General features: G+C 58.3%; 15 protein-coding genes. 5 read left to right on the forward strand and 10 right to left on the reverse strand.

Translation table 11 applies throughout. The features are described 5' to 3' along the window. Positions 1-54 precede the first annotated feature (54 nt). Positions 55-399 carry a hypothetical protein gene (locus AC4ANK_RS23525; RefSeq protein ID WP_002552209.1) on the forward strand — a complete coding sequence of 115 codons (345 nt, stop codon included), beginning with the start codon at positions 55-57 and terminating at the stop codon, positions 397-399. A 97-nt stretch (positions 400-496) separates the two neighbouring features. Here AC4ANK_RS23525 and AC4ANK_RS23530 read toward each other — a convergent pair whose 3' ends face one another. Both AC4ANK_RS23530 and AC4ANK_RS23535 read right to left on the reverse strand, forming a co-directional pair. After that, a complete protein-coding gene (locus AC4ANK_RS23530; protein WP_002552208.1) occupies positions 497-1,093 on the reverse strand; it encodes a hypothetical protein in 597 nt (198 codons plus the stop codon). A gap of 489 nt (positions 1,094-1,582) precedes the next feature. Further along, positions 1,583-2,332, reverse strand: a complete 750-nt coding sequence (locus tag AC4ANK_RS23535; RefSeq protein ID WP_460382697.1) for an IS5 family transposase — start codon at positions 2,330-2,332, stop codon at positions 1,583-1,585. 321 nt (positions 2,333-2,653) lie between these two features. On the opposite strand from AC4ANK_RS23535, the gene AC4ANK_RS23540 reads away from it, so the two are divergent. Next, a complete protein-coding gene (locus AC4ANK_RS23540; protein ID WP_002552207.1) occupies positions 2,654-3,874 on the forward strand; it encodes a glycosyltransferase family 4 protein in 1,221 nt (406 codons plus the stop codon). Here the strand turns inward: AC4ANK_RS23540 and AC4ANK_RS23545 are convergent. The 3 genes from AC4ANK_RS23545 to AC4ANK_RS23555 all read right to left on the reverse strand — a co-directional run bounded on the left by AC4ANK_RS23545 (position 3,843) and on the right by AC4ANK_RS23555 (position 6,237). Beyond that, positions 3,843-4,946 carry an NADH:flavin oxidoreductase gene (locus tag AC4ANK_RS23545; RefSeq protein WP_031595172.1) on the reverse strand — a complete coding sequence of 368 codons (1,104 nt, stop codon included), beginning with the start codon at positions 4,944-4,946 and terminating at the stop codon, positions 3,843-3,845. The genes AC4ANK_RS23540 and AC4ANK_RS23545 overlap by 32 nt on opposite strands. A gap of 184 nt (positions 4,947-5,130) precedes the next feature. After that, complete coding sequence (locus AC4ANK_RS23550) at positions 5,131-5,619, reverse strand: glutathione peroxidase (RefSeq protein ID WP_002552206.1); 489 nt, start codon at positions 5,617-5,619, stop codon at positions 5,131-5,133. A gap of 132 nt (positions 5,620-5,751) precedes the next feature. Next, the gene (locus AC4ANK_RS23555) at positions 5,752-6,237 is read right to left on the reverse strand and encodes an FKBP-type peptidyl-prolyl cis-trans isomerase (RefSeq protein WP_002552205.1); all 486 of its coding nucleotides are present in this window, start codon (positions 6,235-6,237) and stop codon (positions 5,752-5,754) included. A 14-nt stretch (positions 6,238-6,251) separates the two neighbouring features. On the opposite strand from AC4ANK_RS23555, the gene AC4ANK_RS23560 reads away from it, so the two are divergent. The 3 genes from AC4ANK_RS23560 to yihG all read left to right on the forward strand — a co-directional run bounded on the left by AC4ANK_RS23560 (position 6,252) and on the right by yihG (position 9,694). Next, positions 6,252-6,557: a DUF3565 domain-containing protein gene (locus AC4ANK_RS23560; RefSeq protein ID WP_005733216.1), complete on the forward strand. Its 306-nt coding sequence runs from the start codon at positions 6,252-6,254 to the stop codon at positions 6,555-6,557. Positions 6,558-6,634: 77 nt separating this feature from the next. Then, positions 6,635-8,725, forward strand: coding sequence for a phosphate acetyltransferase (gene pta / locus AC4ANK_RS23565; protein ID WP_460384355.1), 2,091 nt, complete (start codon positions 6,635-6,637; stop codon positions 8,723-8,725). A 63-nt stretch (positions 8,726-8,788) separates the two neighbouring features. Further along, a complete protein-coding gene (gene yihG, locus AC4ANK_RS23570; protein WP_002552202.1) occupies positions 8,789-9,694 on the forward strand; it encodes a 1-acylglycerol-3-phosphate O-acyltransferase, YihG family in 906 nt (301 codons plus the stop codon). A 140-nt stretch (positions 9,695-9,834) separates the two neighbouring features. On the opposite strand, the gene AC4ANK_RS23575 is transcribed toward yihG, so the two are convergent. From AC4ANK_RS23575 to AC4ANK_RS23595, 5 genes are all read right to left on the reverse strand, one after another. Next, positions 9,835-10,524: a YiaD family glycine zipper/OmpA-like lipoprotein gene (locus AC4ANK_RS23575; RefSeq protein WP_002552201.1), complete on the reverse strand. Its 690-nt coding sequence runs from the start codon at positions 10,522-10,524 to the stop codon at positions 9,835-9,837. 113 nt (positions 10,525-10,637) lie between these two features. Continuing rightward, entirely contained in the window at positions 10,638-11,564 is a 927-nt protein-coding gene (locus tag AC4ANK_RS23580; RefSeq protein WP_002552200.1) for an ABC transporter permease, read from the reverse strand. Then, a complete protein-coding gene (locus AC4ANK_RS23585; protein ID WP_002552199.1) occupies positions 11,564-12,679 on the reverse strand; it encodes an ABC transporter permease in 1,116 nt (371 codons plus the stop codon). Before AC4ANK_RS23585 ends, AC4ANK_RS23580 begins: the two co-directional genes overlap by 1 nt. Continuing rightward, positions 12,672-14,183: an ABC transporter ATP-binding protein gene (locus AC4ANK_RS23590; protein WP_002552198.1), complete on the reverse strand. Its 1,512-nt coding sequence runs from the start codon at positions 14,181-14,183 to the stop codon at positions 12,672-12,674. Before AC4ANK_RS23590 ends, AC4ANK_RS23585 begins: the two co-directional genes overlap by 8 nt. Next, positions 14,180-15,271: a BMP family ABC transporter substrate-binding protein gene (locus AC4ANK_RS23595; protein WP_002552197.1), complete on the reverse strand. Its 1,092-nt coding sequence runs from the start codon at positions 15,269-15,271 to the stop codon at positions 14,180-14,182. The genes AC4ANK_RS23590 and AC4ANK_RS23595 overlap by 4 nt, the downstream gene beginning before the upstream one ends. Positions 15,272-15,311: the final 40 nt, after the last annotated feature.

Genomic DNA, 15,311 nt, shown 5'->3' on the forward strand with positions numbered 1-15,311 from the left:
GAAGTCCGCTTCCATCGAACATGCGACACATGAACTTAACAAGGAAGTTAAATCATGAATACTCCAGTAAACCCTGCTGCATTTGCCGCTAAACACGCCACAATCGAAGAAAAAATTCGTGCGTTTCTGGTCAGTGAACTGGCCGAATGGTCGATCAATCCAGACAACGTTTACATCAACGGCGTAAATAACCCGGAAGAACGTTTGGTCATCAGTTCCAGCTCCCTGACCGCCGAAGCAACCAATCGTGTTTTCGAGAAAGACGCTCCGTCTTACTCCCCACGTACAGCAGGTCTGTTCAGCGTGGCGTATTCGTATGCCGACGAACATCGCCTGGCTGCTCCGGACCTGGCCAAGGTAGGTGAAGTGATCGGCCAACTGGTCAATGACCTGGGCTGATTACTCTGATTGACTGGCTGAGTGACGACAAAGCCTGAAAGAGTGCCGAATAGGTAATGAATGATCTGTTCGGCACTTCAATTGGCGTCAGTAGTATCTACGCTGCAGCAGACGCAGAGAGGTAGGTCGGTATACTCATCAACCAGATAGCACACCCGGCAAGAATCCATAGGCCATTGGCCCATGTCAATCTTGAGTTGGTACTTCCGTCTGGATCAAGCGCCGCGGCATTCATCTTCGACTGCACCAGCATTAAATTAAATGTTTGCGCAGTGGCCAGCAGAACCGCCCATACCAGCCAGCCGCCGACCGGTTTGAATTGCACATTCCCGGAAACACCTTGCGAAAGCACCATCCCCGCAATAGTCAACGCCAGCAACACCAGGCCGCTAATCGCCCAGTACGCCATGTGACCACGCCCCTGTCGCCGCAGACTTTTGTCCACAGTGCGAAATAGTGGAAAGGCGTAAATAACGGCGAAGATCACACGCGCAACGGGCCACACCTTACTGCCTGAAAATTTCTTGTTCAGCGACCAGTTTCGATAAAACCAGTGAATCGCGAAAAAGCCCGATGTCAAAAGATACAGAATGAAGAATTTCTTTAGAGACACGACATAAAATTCCGGACCTCTACTGTCCGTTTCATCTTTTTCCAGGCTGGCTTTCGGTGGCGCATATATTAAATCTGACATTTCATATCCCTTTGAAAAGAGAGCGAATGCTATCAGACGAATCAAAACCCTGCAAAAAATATAGCTATAAAGAAGCTTCCTACAAACAAAAACCTCAAGCCTTACAACCATGACCAAACTCGTCTACCTGACAGTCGGCAAGCGGTTGCCGCTAAAGAACAAACGTTGCCAGCGTTTCAAAAAATCTCATGTAGGCCGTCTCTGTAGGCCAAAAAAATTAACACCCTGCCCACTCGGCTCAAGCGTGTAGGACCAAACTAATATATCAATATTGGCATTGCGCTTGCTCTGTTGCGTCTAGACAACAGGAGCCATAGAGCAATGGAAAACATCGTAAACACCGCAACAGTCAAACCCATCAATACCAACCGACCTGCAGGTCTTGAAACACTCCCGCAATCGCGATCAGGCAGGTTTGCTCAGATATTGAGCCAGAGGGTCGAAGACCTTACAGCGGCCGAACCTGCCACTCTAGGGTCTGTTCCCGTTTCACATTGGCAGCCACAGAAAAGCGCAGGCCATTGCTATGACGCTTTCATAGTTTCTCTTGAGTTTGTCGAACCGAGAAGCCGCCGCCCGGAAATGCTTCAACCGGGCAAAGGCGTTTTCTACGAGATGTCGATTGCGATATAACCCTTTGTCCAGATCTGCGTTCCCTTTCAGAGAATTGCGCTTTCGTGGAATCACCACTTTGCTGCCTTGCTGCTCGACCTGAGCGCGTATCGCTTCAGTGTCGTAGCCCTTGTCCGCAATGATCACTTCTGCATTGGGCATCTTGGCAATCAACGAGGCCGCCTGCGAACAATCATTGGTCTGGCCTCCGGTCACGTCAAATGCAATGGGCAGCCCACAAGCGTCTACAGCCAGGTGAATCTTGCTGGTGTTACCGGCTCGGCTTTTTCCGATGGCCTGGTCCTGCGTGCTGGCAGCACCTGCACTGTGCTGATGAGCCTTTACATAGCTGCCATCAATGAAAACCCACTCCATGTCAGGATCGGTCATCAGCACCTCAAGCACCTTGACCCACTTGCCTGAAGCAGACCAGGCATTGAACCGCTTGTAGACCTTGCTCCAGTTTCCAAACGCTTTCGGCAGGTCTCGCCAAGGGCAACCCACACGCATGCGGTACAGCATGCCTTCAACCGTGGTGCGCAAATCTCGCTTGTTGTAGATCGATTCGTGCAGCAAAATTTCTCGAAGCTTCGGCCAGTGCTCATCACTGAGCATTAATCGGGGCATTGCAGGCTCGTATTGGTGTTGTGTGAGAACTCCAACAATACGGGCCTGTTCTCATAGAGATCAATGGGTTACGTCGAAACGGGAACAGACCCTAGGCAAACATATCCAGCCCCGCTCGACCTTTTTTATGGAAAACATGAGCCTTGAGCAGCTCAGATCTGTGGTCGACGACCAGAGATTTCTGCCAAAACCTGCAGCCATGGAGCGAATCGCCGATCCTGAAAATCGCCGATTGAGATGAATCGGGGCGGTTGATGTGAAGCCACTTGAAGTTCACACAACCGCCACATAACCGAAATGTAACCAGCCGAAACTGCTCTCATGAGCAAAATTCTTAACGTCACCCTGATTACTGAAACCTTCATTCCCGAGATCAACGGCGTTGCCAATACCCTGGGGCGTCTTTGTGAAGGGTTGCGGTTGCGCGGGCATCGGGTCGAGCTGGTTCGGCCGCGCCAGAATGACGAGACCCATGCAGGTGCCGCAGAAGACCTGTTGCTGTGCCGGGGCTGGCCGATACCGGGCTATCCAGGGTTGCAATGGGGTCAGTCTTCGATGCACAAACTGCTGCGCCGCTGGCAGCGGCGTCGACCGGATGTGTTGTACATCGCCACTGAAGGCCCGCTGGGGCTGTCGGCGCTACGGGCAGCGCGGCGTCTGGGTATAGCGGTGATCAGTGGCTTTCACACCAACTTTCCACAGTACACACAGCAATACGGCATGGGTTTTATCACCCGGCTGCTGACCCACTACCTGCGCTGGTTCCACAACCGCTCGCGCATGACGCTGGTGCCGAGCATCAGCCAGAAGGTGGAACTGGAGCGGCGCGGCTTTGAAAGGATCGAGTTGCTGTCTCGCGGCGTCGACAGCCAGTTGTTCACCCCGTCCAGGCGTTCGCAGACTCTGCGCGAAAGCTGGGGCCTGCAAGCAGGTGATATCGGCGTCATACACGTCGGCCGCCTGGCACCCGAGAAAAACCTGGGCTTGCTCAAAGTCAGCTTCGAAACGCTCAAGGACAGTTACCCGCAACGTAATATCAAACTGATTGTTGTCGGCGAAGGGCCTCAGCGCCAGCAGCTTGAGCAGCAGATCCCGGATGCGATCTTCTGCGGCACTCAGCGCGGTGAAGTGCTGGCCATGCACTATGCCTCGGCAGATATGTTTCTGTTCCCCAGCCTGACCGAAACGTTCGGCAACGTGGTCCTTGAAGCGCTGGCCTCAGGGCTGGGTGTGGTTGCTTACGACGAAGCCGCTGCCGGACAGCATATTCGTCATGGCCACAATGGGGCCTTGGCCATGCCGGGTGACGAGGCGGCGTTCATCGACGCAGCACGCTGGTTGCTGGAAGACAGCGAAACGTTGCGCCGGGTGCGCCTCAATGCCCGTCAACACGCCAGTCGCCAGGGCTGGACGGCGATCATCGATCAGTTCGAACGACAACTGCGTGAGGCCTGCCCGGGCGAAAAACCTGTAAATACCAAAGAGACCAGGCAGGCAGCTACCAATAAGATCAGGCCAGTGTCGTCAGTGCCTCTCGACTGAATGGCAGGATGTCCTGCTCGCGCCCCTCACGCACTTTCAATGCCCAGTCCGGGTCGACCAGCAAGGCACGTCCCACCGCAACCAGATCAAACTCGTCGTTGCCCAGCCGCTTCAGCAGATTTTCCAGGCTGGCCGGCTGTGCGACCTTATCGGTGTTGACCATGAACTGCAGAAACTCACCGTCCAGCCCGACACTGCCGACGGTAATGGTCGGTTTACCGGTCAGTTTGCGCGTCCAGCCTGCGAGGTTCAGGTCAGAGCCTTCAAACTCGGCTTCCCAGAAACGAGGCGTAGAGCAATGGAAGATATCCACTCCGGCGTCAGCCAGCGGTTGCAGGAATTCGCCCAGCGCCTCGGGCGTCTGCACCAGACGTGCGGTGTAATCCTGCTGTTTCCATTGTGAGAAACGGAAGATGATGGGGTAGTCCGCCCCTACCGCGACGCGCACTGCCTTGATCAGCTCGATGGCAAACCGCGAACGGTTGGCCAGGCTGCCACCGTACTCGTCACTGCGCTGATTGCTGCCCTCCCAGAAGAACTGATCAATCAGATAACCGTGGGCCCCATGAATTTCGACACCGTCCATGCCAATCGCCTTGGCATCGACAGCGGCCTGGGCAAAAGCGGCCACAACATCATCAATGTCCTGTTTGCTCATGCCATGCACCAGCACTTGACCGTCCTTGACCTTCTCCATCGGCCCATAGGCAGGCACGCTACCGTCCGGCTCGGTACCGGGACGACGAACCGCACCGACGTGCCAGAGTTGCGGGACGATCTTGCCACCCTCTGCGTGCACCGCCTCAACAACCTTGCGCCAGCCCGCCAGTGGCGCATCACCAAAAAACTGCGGAACGTTCGGGTAGCCGTTGGAAGCCTTGTGGTTGACCGTCGTTCCTTCGGTGACAATCAGCCCGACACCTGCCGCCGCGCGACGCCGGTAGTACTCGATCACCTTTGAGTTGGGTACATGTCCCGGCGAGAACGAACGGGTCATGGGTGCCATCACCACCCGCGACGACAATTCCAGGCTGCCCAGACGGAAAGGCGTAAACAAGGCTTCTACCGACATGCGAAACTCCGGAAAAATGGTCGATTGCAATACGGCGACAAGCGCCGGATCAAGCGCGCAGAATATCGCTGGGCATCAGCGCTGGCCCAGTACTATTGATTTGGCTGATTTGAGTGCAAAAGCCGCCAAGGCGCAAGACAGCCGGGCAAGCACACGCTAACCCGGTGCTACCTCGACGAGGTGATCAGCTTTGTGCCAAGGCCTTTTCAATGGCCTGAATCACTGCGGGATCATCCGGTGCAGTACGCGGAGAGAAACGCGCGCTCACGCCACCGTTCTTGCCGACCAGAAACTTTTCGAAATTCCAGGTGATATCCCCGGGAAACTCGGCGCCTTCGCCAGCCAGCAGGCGATAAAGCGAATGCCGGTCAGGGCCATTGACGTCGAGTTTTTCACCCAGCGTAAAGGTCACGCCGTAATTGAGTTCGCAAAATTCGGCGATCTCTTTTTCGCTGCCCGGTTCCTGCCCGGCAAACTGGTTGCACGGCAGCCCGAGAATCTCCAGGCCCTTGTCCTTGTATTGCTGATAGAGGTTTTCAAGTGCTGCGTATTGCGGTGTCAGCCCGCATTTGGACGCGACGTTGACCACCAGAACCACTTTGTTCTTAAAACCCGCCATCGGCAGTTCCTGACCACCCAGCGCTTTCAATTTGATGTCGTGAAAAGCACTCATGAGAACCCCTTTTGAAACAAGTAACCCAAAGCCACAGCCTGAAAAAAGGCACCGTGACCGCACGCGTAACGAAAGTCGTCATCGCAGAACAGCCAGGGCGCCTTTTCAGTGACCTGAGCTTAGCAGCACAAATCAGTGTTGATGACCGCCTTCACCGTGAACATGGCCGTGAGCCATTTCTTCTTCACTGGCATCGCGGATAGCCACAACCTTTACGTCGAAGTTCAGGCGCTGGCCCGCGAGCGGGTGGTTGCCGTCAACAGTAACGTCATCGCCGTCCAGATCGCGGATGGTCACGATCTGCATGCCGCCGTCCGGACCGGATGCGTGGAACTGCATGCCGACTTCGAGTTTGTCGACACCTTCGAACATGCTGGCGCTCAGGGTACTGACCAGTTCGGCGGAGTATTCACCATAGGCATCTTCCGGCTCGACGGCTACCTTCAGCTCGTCACCGACGTCCTTGCCTTCCAGCGCCTTTTCCAGGCCCGGGATGATGTTGCCTGCACCTTGCAGGTAAACCAGCGGCGCACCACCGGCAGAGCTGTCGATGACCTCACCAGCGTCGTTGGTCAGGGTATAGTCAATGGAGACAGCCTTATTGGCGGCGATCGGCATGGGGACAAGACCTTTTGCTTAAGATTGAAGAACGAGCAAGTTTAACCAAGCAATCGCCCGAAAGCGAACGCAACTCTGACAAACGGCCCAGAATGGAAGGTTCAACTGTTATCAACTTGCAACAGGATCAAGAAGGGCACTGGATTGCCGTGCTGTCCTGCGGCCACACTCAGCACCTGCGCCATCAGCCGCCATGGCAGTCGCGAGCCTGGGTTCTTGACCCGATAAAACGCCAACAGATGACAGGTCAGGCCTTTCGCTGCGGCTGGTGTGCTAACGCCGCAGATAACGATAGTCTTGCCGCAGAGAAATCGCGTTAGACGATTTCCGGACTTTTTTGGTCAGCAGCTGTTCCCTATGTGCTGCGACCCTTGCACTGCTCAATCGAGAAGCCAGTATGCAGACTTTTTTTATCGCCCCCACTGACTTCGGCGTGGGGTTGACCTCTATCAGCCTGGGCCTGGTGCGCACACTGGAGCGCGCAGGCTTGAAAGTAGGTTTTTTCAAACCGATTGCCCAGCCGCACCCCGGCGATCTGGGCCCCGAGCGCTCGACCGAACTGATGGCCCGCACCCACGGCCTGAAGCCGCCCAAGCCTCTGGGGCTGGCGCATGTCGAGCGCATGCTCGGCGATGGTCAACTGGATGAACTGCTCGAAGAGATCATCAATCTTTATCAACAGGCAGCTGTCGGCAAGGACGTGCTGGTGGTCGAAGGCATGGTCCCGACCCGCAGCGCGAGCTATGCCGCGCGGGTCAATCTGCATCTGGCCAAGAGCCTGGATGCTGACGTCATTCTGGTCTCTGCCCCGGAAAACGAAGTGCTTGCCGAGCTGTCGGGCAGGGTCGAATTGCAGGCCCAGCTGTTTGGTGGCCCCAAGGACCCGAAGGTGCTGGGCGTGATACTCAACAAGGTGCGCACCGAAGAGAGCATGGAAGTCTTCTCCTCTCGCCTGAAAGAGCACTCTCCACTGCTGCGCAGTGGCGATTTCCGACTGCTGGGCTGCATTCCCTATCGCGCTGAACTCAATGCGCCGCGCACTCGTGATGTGGCCGAATTGCTAGGCGCGCAGGTACTCAACGCAGGCGATTACGATCAGCGGCGCATGTCCAGAATCATTATCTGTGCCCGAACGGTGCTCAATACCGTTCCACTGCTCAAGCCGGGCGTGCTGGTCGTGACGCCGGGCGACCGTGACGACATCATTCTGGCAGTGAGCCTGGCGGCAATAAATGGCGTACCGCTGGCGGGCCTGTTGCTGACCAGCGATACCGTGCCCGACCCGCGCATCATGGAACTGTGCCGAGGTGCATTCCAGGCCGGTCTGCCTGTGCTGTCGGTCAGCAGCGGTTCCTATGACACGGCAAACCGGCTCAATCAGTTAAACAAGGAAATCCCCATCGATGACCGCGAGCGCGCGGAAAACATCACCGATTTCGTGGCCGGCCATCTGGACGCCGGCTGGCTGCACCAGCGCTGCGGAACACCCCGCGAGCTGCGCCTGTCGCCTGCCGTGTTTCGCTATCAACTGATCCAGCGAGCGCAGGCAGCCAACAAGCGTATTGTCCTGCCCGAAGGCAACGAACCGCTGACCATTCAGGCGGCGGCCATCTGCCAGGCGCGCGGTATCGCGCGCTGTGTGTTACTGGCCAGACCCGAGGAAGTTCAGGCCGTGGCTCAGGCACACGGTATCGAGCTGACACCGGGGCTGGAGATTCTTGACCCGGAGCTGATTCGCGAGCGCTATGTTGCGCCGATGGTGGAACTGCGCAAAAACAAAAGCCTGAACGCGCCCATGGCCGAGCAACAGCTCGAAGACCCGGTGGTCATCGGCACCGTAATGCTGGCGCTGGACGAAGTCGACGGGCTGGTATCGGGCGTCATTCACTCCACCGCCAACACCATCCGGCCGGCCCTGCAACTGATCAAGACCGCGCCGGGCTGCACGCTGGTGTCTTCGGTATTTTTCATGCTGTTCCCCGAGCAGGTGCTGATGTACGGCGACTGCATCATGAACCCGCATCCGAGTGCCAGCGAGCTGTCCGAGATCGCCTTGCAAAGCGCCGACTCAGCCACTGCGTTCGGCATTTCGCCACGGGTAGCGATGATCAGCTATTCCAGCGGCAACTCGGCCAGCGGCGAAGAAGTGGAGAAGGTCCGCGAAGCAACGCAACTGGCACGGGAAACCCGGCGCGATCTATTGATCGACGGGCCGCTGCAGTATGATGCGGCCGCCAACGAACATGTCGCCCGACAGCTGGCCCCGGACAGCCCGGTGGCAGGACGTGCCAACGTGTTCGTGTTCCCGGACCTCAATACTGGCAATACCACCTACAAGGCGGTGCAACGCAGTGCCGACTGTGTAAGCCTTGGCCCGATGCTGCAAGGCCTGCGCAAGCCGGTGAACGACCTGCCACGTGGCGCACAGGTGGATGACATCGTCTATACCATCGCACTGACGGCGATACAGGCCGACACGCTGTCCTGATGCCTACTCATGATGCCGCAGACCCATCTGCGGCTTTCGACAACTTCCGGAGCCATCTCCTTCATGGATTTCCTGCCTGCCCCGTTGCGCGGCGTCATCGCATCGCTGTTATTGGCGCTGAACACCATCGTCTGTTGCACGGTGCTGTTCGCGGTCACGATCCTCAAGATCTGCCTGCCCTTCTCTGCGGCACAGCGCTTTACCGACTGGCTGATGAGCCACATCCATGAAACCTGGATAGGCAACAACAATGCCTGGATCAAACTGCTCTGCCACACCCGCTGGCACCTGAGCGGGCTGGAAGGGCTCGATTACAAACACTCGTATCTGGTCACCAGCAATCACCAGAGCTGGGTCGACATCATGGTCTTGCAATACGTGCTCAACCGACGCATTCGTCCGTTGAAATTCTTCCTCAAGCAGGAGTTGATCTGGGTCCCGATCATCGGTCTGGCGTGGTGGGCGTTGGGTTTTCCGTTCATGAAGCGTTACTCCAAGGCGTACCTTGCGAAACACCCGGAAAAGAAAGGCAAGGATCTGGAAACCACCCGCCGCACCTGCGCGAAGTTTCGTCACAACCCGGTGGGGATTTTCAACTTCGCAGAAGGCACGCGCTTCACCGCCGGTAAGCACGCGCAGCAGAACTCGCCCTTCCGCCACTTGCTCAAACCCAAGGCTGGCGGCATTGCCTTCGTGCTCGATGCGATGGGCGAACAGCTGGAGTCGATCATCAACGTGACCATCCATTACCCTGGCGGACAACCCGGCTACTGGGACCTGCTGTGCGGTAACGTGAGGGAAGTGGTTGCCCACTTCGAAGAGATCAAAATCCCGCAGCAGTTTCTCGGCAAAAATTACGACCAGGACGGCGAGTACCGCCTGGAATTCCAGCAGTGGATCAATGCGCTATGGGAAGAAAAAGACCGGCTGCTGGACCGGCTGCATGAGCAGTATCCAGCACAGCATTGATAGTGACTCGTGGGAGCGAGCTTGCTCGCGAAAAGGCCATAAAGGCCGCCGCAAAACTAGCGTTTTAGCCATCGCCTTCGCGAGCAAGCTCGCTCCCACTTTGCCCCGCATTCAACCAACCCGCGACGCAACGTTGTTGATCAGTACTGCTGACCCGGAATCGGCTTGAGGTTTACCTCGACACGGCGGTTCTGGGCGCGGCCATTGACATCGGCGTTGCTGGCAATCGGTTGGTCGGGGCCCGCGCCTCGCACGGAGAGGTGCGATTGATCAACGACCTGCGAAGTCAGGTACGTCGCAACGCTTTGTGCGCGCTGTTGCGACAGGTCCATGTTGTGCTGGCGGCTGCCGGTGCTGTCGGTGTAACCGACGATTTCAATGTTGTTCTGGTTGAACTGCTTGAGCGAATTCGCCAGGTTGTTGAGCGGCGAATAGAAGCTGCTGGCGATTGCCGAAGAGTCCGTTGCGAACGTGATGTTACCCGGCATGATCAGTTTGATCTGGTCGCCCTGACGCTGCACCTCGACGCCAGTATTGGCCATGCTCGCGCGCAATGCTGCTTCCTGCTTGTCTGCGTAATAGCCATACCCCGCCGATGCAGCGCCCGCAACGGCAGCACCAATCAATGCGCCCTTGCCACGATGATTGTGGTCGATGGCGGCACCTGCTACTGCACCGGCCAATGCGCCGAGTCCGCCGTACTTGGCTGTTTTGCTCATGCCACCGGAGCTTTGCGCCTGGCCTTGATTGTCATAGGGATTGGATGTTGCACAGCCCGACAGCATGGCTACGGCGGTGGCAACAATGATCAAACGACGCGAGGTAAACATTCAGGAGCTCCTGGTTTTGACGAACGCTGGTAACCGGATTAGAGCATGCCGGCTGTCAAAAATTCCTTAACCCCTGCTGAACCGCCCGTATTACGGCGCTTGACGTGTTTTGCTCAGCGTCGTTCCTCACGAATATAAGGCTCGCCCAACGCACCCGGCTGACTGCTGGATTGACGCTTGACGCTTGCCACCCAGACCATCACCAACAACGTGACCGCGTAGGGCGTCATCAAGACGAAATACTGAGGCAGGCGCACCCCCGTAGCCGCCAATTGCGGAATCAGCGCCTCGATGCCACCGAACAGCAAAGCACCGGCCAACGCACGCCAGGGCGACCAGCGCGCGAAGATCACCAGCGAAACCGCAATCCAGCCGCGTCCGCCTGTCATGTCCGCGATCCACATCTTGGTACTGAGTACGGCAATGAAGCCGCCCGCCAGCCCCATCAATGCAGAACCGGCGACAATTGCCGCCAGGCGGTAACCCAACACAGAAATGCCTGCGGCATCGGCGGCCTGCGGGTTCTCGCCGACCGCGCGCAGACGCAGCCCGGTGCGCGTACGATCGAGCAGCCAGACCACCGCGATGAAAATCACCACGGTCAGGTACACCAACGGGTTCTGCACAAAGACCCGGCCCACCACAGGCAGCTCGGACAACGGCCACAGCTCGACCGCCTGCAAGCCGCTGACTGGCCGGTTGGTCCAGCCAAGCAGCGTACCCAGCAGCCCGGTCAAACCCTGACAGAAGAACACCAGCGCCAGGCCGGCAATCACCTGATTGATCCGCAGCACCAACACCATCAGCGCAAACAGCAACGAAACCAGACCTGCCGCCACCATCGACGCCAGCAGCGAAAGACCAGGCGAGCCCAGGCTCAACTGCATACCGATGCCTGCCAATGCGCCGACCAGCATCAGCCCCTCGACGCCCAGCGCCAGTACACCGCTGCGCTCGATGAGGATCAGGCCCAGTGCGGCCAGCGCAAACGGCACGGCGAAATCCGGTGCGCTGCCCAACCAGTGGGAAATAAGCTCCATCAACGTTCTCCTGCCTGAATGCGCCGCAGGCGATGGCGGATGAAAAAGTCCGACGACGCGACGCAGATCACCAGGATTGCCTGGATCAGTTGCACCATCGAAAACGGAATCTGATAGAACACCTGCAGGTTGCGCCCGGCCACGAACAGCATGGCGATCAGCAGCGCGACCACGGTGGCGGCCACCGGGTTATTGCGGGCCAGAAAGGCGATGAGAATCCCGGAAAAACCGTAGCCCTGATAGAACGACTGGGTAAGGCGCCCTTCCTGCCCGGACGTCACAACGAAACCTGCGAGCCCTGCCAGTGCACCTGAAAGCAGCACAGTGCCGATGATCATCTTGCGCACCGGCACACCCACAGCCCCGGCGACCTTCGGGTTGGCATCGACGAAGCGCAGGTACAGCCCGGCCCGCGAGACACCGACAAACCACAGGGTCAGGCCGGTGACCAACAGCGCCAGGGGGATCGCTGCGTTATACCCCGCAAACAGATCAGGCAAACGCTCAAAGCTTTGAAACGCAGGCGAGTAGGGAAAGTTGTCTCGCGGGTCCTTCCAACTGCCATAAACCAGATGCAGAAGGAAGTTGGCGGCGATGTAATTGAGCATCAGGGTCGAGATGATCTCGTTGACCTGCCACTTGAGCTTCAACAGTACCGGCCCCAGGCTCCACAGCAACCCGCAGATCACAGCCGCCGCCATCATCAGCGGCAGGCGCAGAACTTCCGGCCCCACCTGGAACAGCGAAATCGCCGTGGCACCAATCGCTCCCCAGATCATCTGGCCCTCCAGCCCCAGGTTCCAGAAGCGCGCACGAAACGCCATGCACCCGGCCAGGCCGACCATAATCATCGGCGACGCCTGAAACAGCACAGCCTTGAAGTTTTGGGCATCGAACACCGTTTGAACGACGAATTCGTTGAGCAACTCGTCAGCAGGCACCCCGGCAAGAATCAGGATAGTGGTACAGATCGCCAGGCCGACCAGCAACGCCAGGGCTATGATCAGCGCCTGCAAGGGCCAGCCAGTCTGCTGACGAAGTTCCAGCGTGTAGCGGCGCGACAGCAACGGTTGGCGTGCCGGAACAGTGTGTTGCAATGCAGTTGTGTCACTCATGGCTCACCATCGCTTTGCCGATAGCCTGACGGTCAGCGGGGTAATCGAACTCGGCGACGACACGCCCGCCGTTCATTACGCCGATACGGTCAGCCAGGCTCAATACTTCGTCCAGGTCTTCGCTGATCACCAGCACCGCAGCGCCTGCATCGCGTGCCGCGCGCAGGCGGGCATGCACTGCCTGTGTGGCACGCACGTCCAGGCCACGGCTCGGGCTATGCACCAGCACCAATTGCGGGTCGCGGCTGAATTCACGGGCGATCACCAGTTTCTGTGCGTTGCCGCCCGACAGCAGTGCAGCTTTCTGATCGAGAGAGCGCACGCCCTGCACATCGAAGTCCGCCACTGCGCGTTGCGCGTCCTGTTTCAGGCGCTTGTAGCCCAGACGCCAGAAAGAACCGTATTGCCCGCTATGGATGTTGCCGATGCCGAAGTTCTCGGCTACCGACAGCGATCCGGCCAGCGCCGCGCCGTAGCGGTCCGCCGGGATGGAAGCGATGCGCAGTTGCCGACGCTGATCAGCCGACGCACTGCGCAGGTCGCCAAAAGAGGCCATGTGGATTTCGCCCTCGGTGGCCTGCGGCAGCCCCATCAATGCGTTGGCCAGTTCGGCCTGACCATTGCCGCCAACGCCTGCAATACCGTAGATCTGCCCGGCGTGCAGGGTCATGTTCACGCCGTTGAGTGCGCCGCTGCCGACGCTGCGCAAATCGCGTACCTGTAAACGAACCTCACCAGGCGTTGCGCAATGATGTTCTGCGACCGGCACCGACTCGCCCACGGTCAGTTGCACCAGTTGCTCGACACTCACCTTCTGCGGGTCAACAGTCTGCACGGTGCGCCCGCCGCGCATCACGGTCACACGGTCGGCATAGCGTTTGACGTCGGCCATCTTGTGCGTCACCAGAATCACCGCAGCGCCCTGCCGCGCAAAGGCCTGAACGGTCAGCAGCAAACGTTCGGCCTCCTGATCGGTCAGGACTGCGGTCGGCTCATCAAGGATCAGAATGCGCGCACCGGCCAGCAGCACCTTGAGAATCTCGACGCGCTGCTGCTCGGCAACCGACAGGCTGTCGACGGTCCGGGCCGGGTCAATCGCAAACCCCAGTTCGTCCGCCTTGCTGACAATCTCTTGCTCCAGCGCACGCAGACGCTTTCGATAGCTGCCTTCGCCCGGTTGCTCAGGCAGCGCCAACAGAATGTTCTGCGCCACTGTAAAGGGCTTCACCAGCTTGAAATGCTGGTGAACCATGCCAATCCGGTAACGACTGGCGTCCCTGGGCCCCTGAAGCTGAACCGGATTGTCGTCCAGCAGCAGCGTGCCGGTTTCCGGTGCGTACAGCCCGGCTGCAATGTTCATCAGTGATGACTTGCCTGCACCGTTCTCGCCCAGCAACGCATGCACTTCGCCCCAACAGGCGGTGAAGTCGGCATCGATCAGCGCCTTGAAGCCATCGAACGATTTACTGATGCCAGTGAGTTGCAGCGCGTTGACCTGACTCATTGCTGAGTCTTCACGCCTTCGACAAACCAGTCCATTTTCCACAGATCCGGGTCAGACAATTGCTGACCGGCCGCAACCCGCTCCTTGCCGTCACGGTCCGCCAGCGGTCCGCTGTAGATGATTTTCCTGCCTGCCAGCAGTTCGTCACGCTCGGCCATGATCTTCTTGCGATTGTCTTTCGAAATGATCGGGTCTTTGCTCAGCGTGATATCGGTGCCGCCCTGCTGCATCGACAGCAGTGCACCGTTGGCAGGCGGGGTCCAGTTGCCCGCGATGACCTTTTTGAGCTCTGGCCCCAGGAAGCGGTCCCAGACCCACAACGAAGAACAGACGGTTGCCTTGGGGGCAAACTCGCTCAGATCCCGATGGTGGCCGGTGCCATGAATGCCGCGCTCCTGAGCGACGATCTGCGGTGTCGGGCTGTCGACGTGCTGGCCGACCACATCGACGCCGTTGTCGATCAATGCCATGGTTGCCGCGCGCTCCTTGACCGGGTCATTCCAGGCGCCGGTATAAACCACAGTGACGGTGGCTTTCGGATTGATCTGCCGGGCACCCAGTTCGTAGGCGTTGATGGTCCAGTTGACCTGGCCGAACGGGTTGGCGGCGACGAAGCCCAGCTTGCCGGTTTTCGACGCAGCACCAGCGGCCATGCCGCACAGGTACTGGCTCTCGTAGGTACGGCCATAAAACGATTCGAGGTTCGCCGCGTTGGTGGTGCCCGAGCCGTTCAGGAACGCGACATCAGGGTATTTTTTGGCCAGCGCAAGGAAGGTATCTGAGTAACCGAATGCAGTACCGACGATGATATTGGCACCGCGCGCGATGAGCCGGTCGACCACTGGGGTAATGGCAGCGGCGTTCTCGGGCACGCTTTCAACGAACTGGATTTTTGTGTCCAGATCCTTTTCAAGCTTCACGCGCGCCTCATCGAATGCCTGAGTCCAGCCGCCATCATTGCGCGGGCTAATGTAGACCATGGCGATTTTCGCAGGTCCCTTCAGGGTCAAGCCCTCGGCCTGAGCGAAGCCGGCGGCCCCGAACGCTACAGCCGCACACAATGTCCCGGGCAACAGTTTCTTGTACATAGACGTTTTCCTGAGGGTAATGGCCGATGAGGGCAGCACC

The organism is Pseudomonas sp. Pmew2 (assembly GCF_058129885.1).

Excerpts from the sequence above, each read along its gene's own strand:
- AC4ANK_RS23595 (WP_002552197.1), bottom strand. The coding sequence starts at position 15,271 with ATGTACAAGAAACTGTTGCCCGGGACATTGTGTGCGGCTGTAGCGTTC.
- yihG (WP_002552202.1), top strand. The coding sequence starts at position 8,789 with ATGGATTTCCTGCCTGCCCCGTTGCGCGGCGTCATCGCATCGCTGTTA.
- AC4ANK_RS23535 (WP_460382697.1), bottom strand. The coding sequence starts at position 2,332 with ATGCCCCGATTAATGCTCAGTGATGAGCACTGGCCGAAGCTTCGAGAA.
- AC4ANK_RS23545 (WP_031595172.1), bottom strand. The coding sequence starts at position 4,946 with ATGTCGGTAGAAGCCTTGTTTACGCCTTTCCGTCTGGGCAGCCTGGAA.
- AC4ANK_RS23550 (WP_002552206.1), bottom strand. The coding sequence starts at position 5,619 with ATGAGTGCTTTTCACGACATCAAATTGAAAGCGCTGGGTGGTCAGGAA.
- AC4ANK_RS23555 (WP_002552205.1), bottom strand. The coding sequence starts at position 6,237 with ATGCCGATCGCCGCCAATAAGGCTGTCTCCATTGACTATACCCTGACC.
- AC4ANK_RS23590 (WP_002552198.1), bottom strand. The coding sequence starts at position 14,183 with ATGAGTCAGGTCAACGCGCTGCAACTCACTGGCATCAGTAAATCGTTC.
- pta (WP_460384355.1), top strand. The coding sequence starts at position 6,635 with ATGCAGACTTTTTTTATCGCCCCCACTGACTTCGGCGTGGGGTTGACC.
- AC4ANK_RS23525 (WP_002552209.1), top strand. The coding sequence starts at position 55 with ATGAATACTCCAGTAAACCCTGCTGCATTTGCCGCTAAACACGCCACA.
- AC4ANK_RS23585 (WP_002552199.1), bottom strand. The coding sequence starts at position 12,679 with ATGAGTGACACAACTGCATTGCAACACACTGTTCCGGCACGCCAACCG.
- AC4ANK_RS23540 (WP_002552207.1), top strand. The coding sequence starts at position 2,654 with ATGAGCAAAATTCTTAACGTCACCCTGATTACTGAAACCTTCATTCCC.
- AC4ANK_RS23575 (WP_002552201.1), bottom strand. The coding sequence starts at position 10,524 with ATGTTTACCTCGCGTCGTTTGATCATTGTTGCCACCGCCGTAGCCATG.
- AC4ANK_RS23580 (WP_002552200.1), bottom strand. The coding sequence starts at position 11,564 with ATGGAGCTTATTTCCCACTGGTTGGGCAGCGCACCGGATTTCGCCGTG.
- AC4ANK_RS23530 (WP_002552208.1), bottom strand. The coding sequence starts at position 1,093 with ATGTCAGATTTAATATATGCGCCACCGAAAGCCAGCCTGGAAAAAGAT.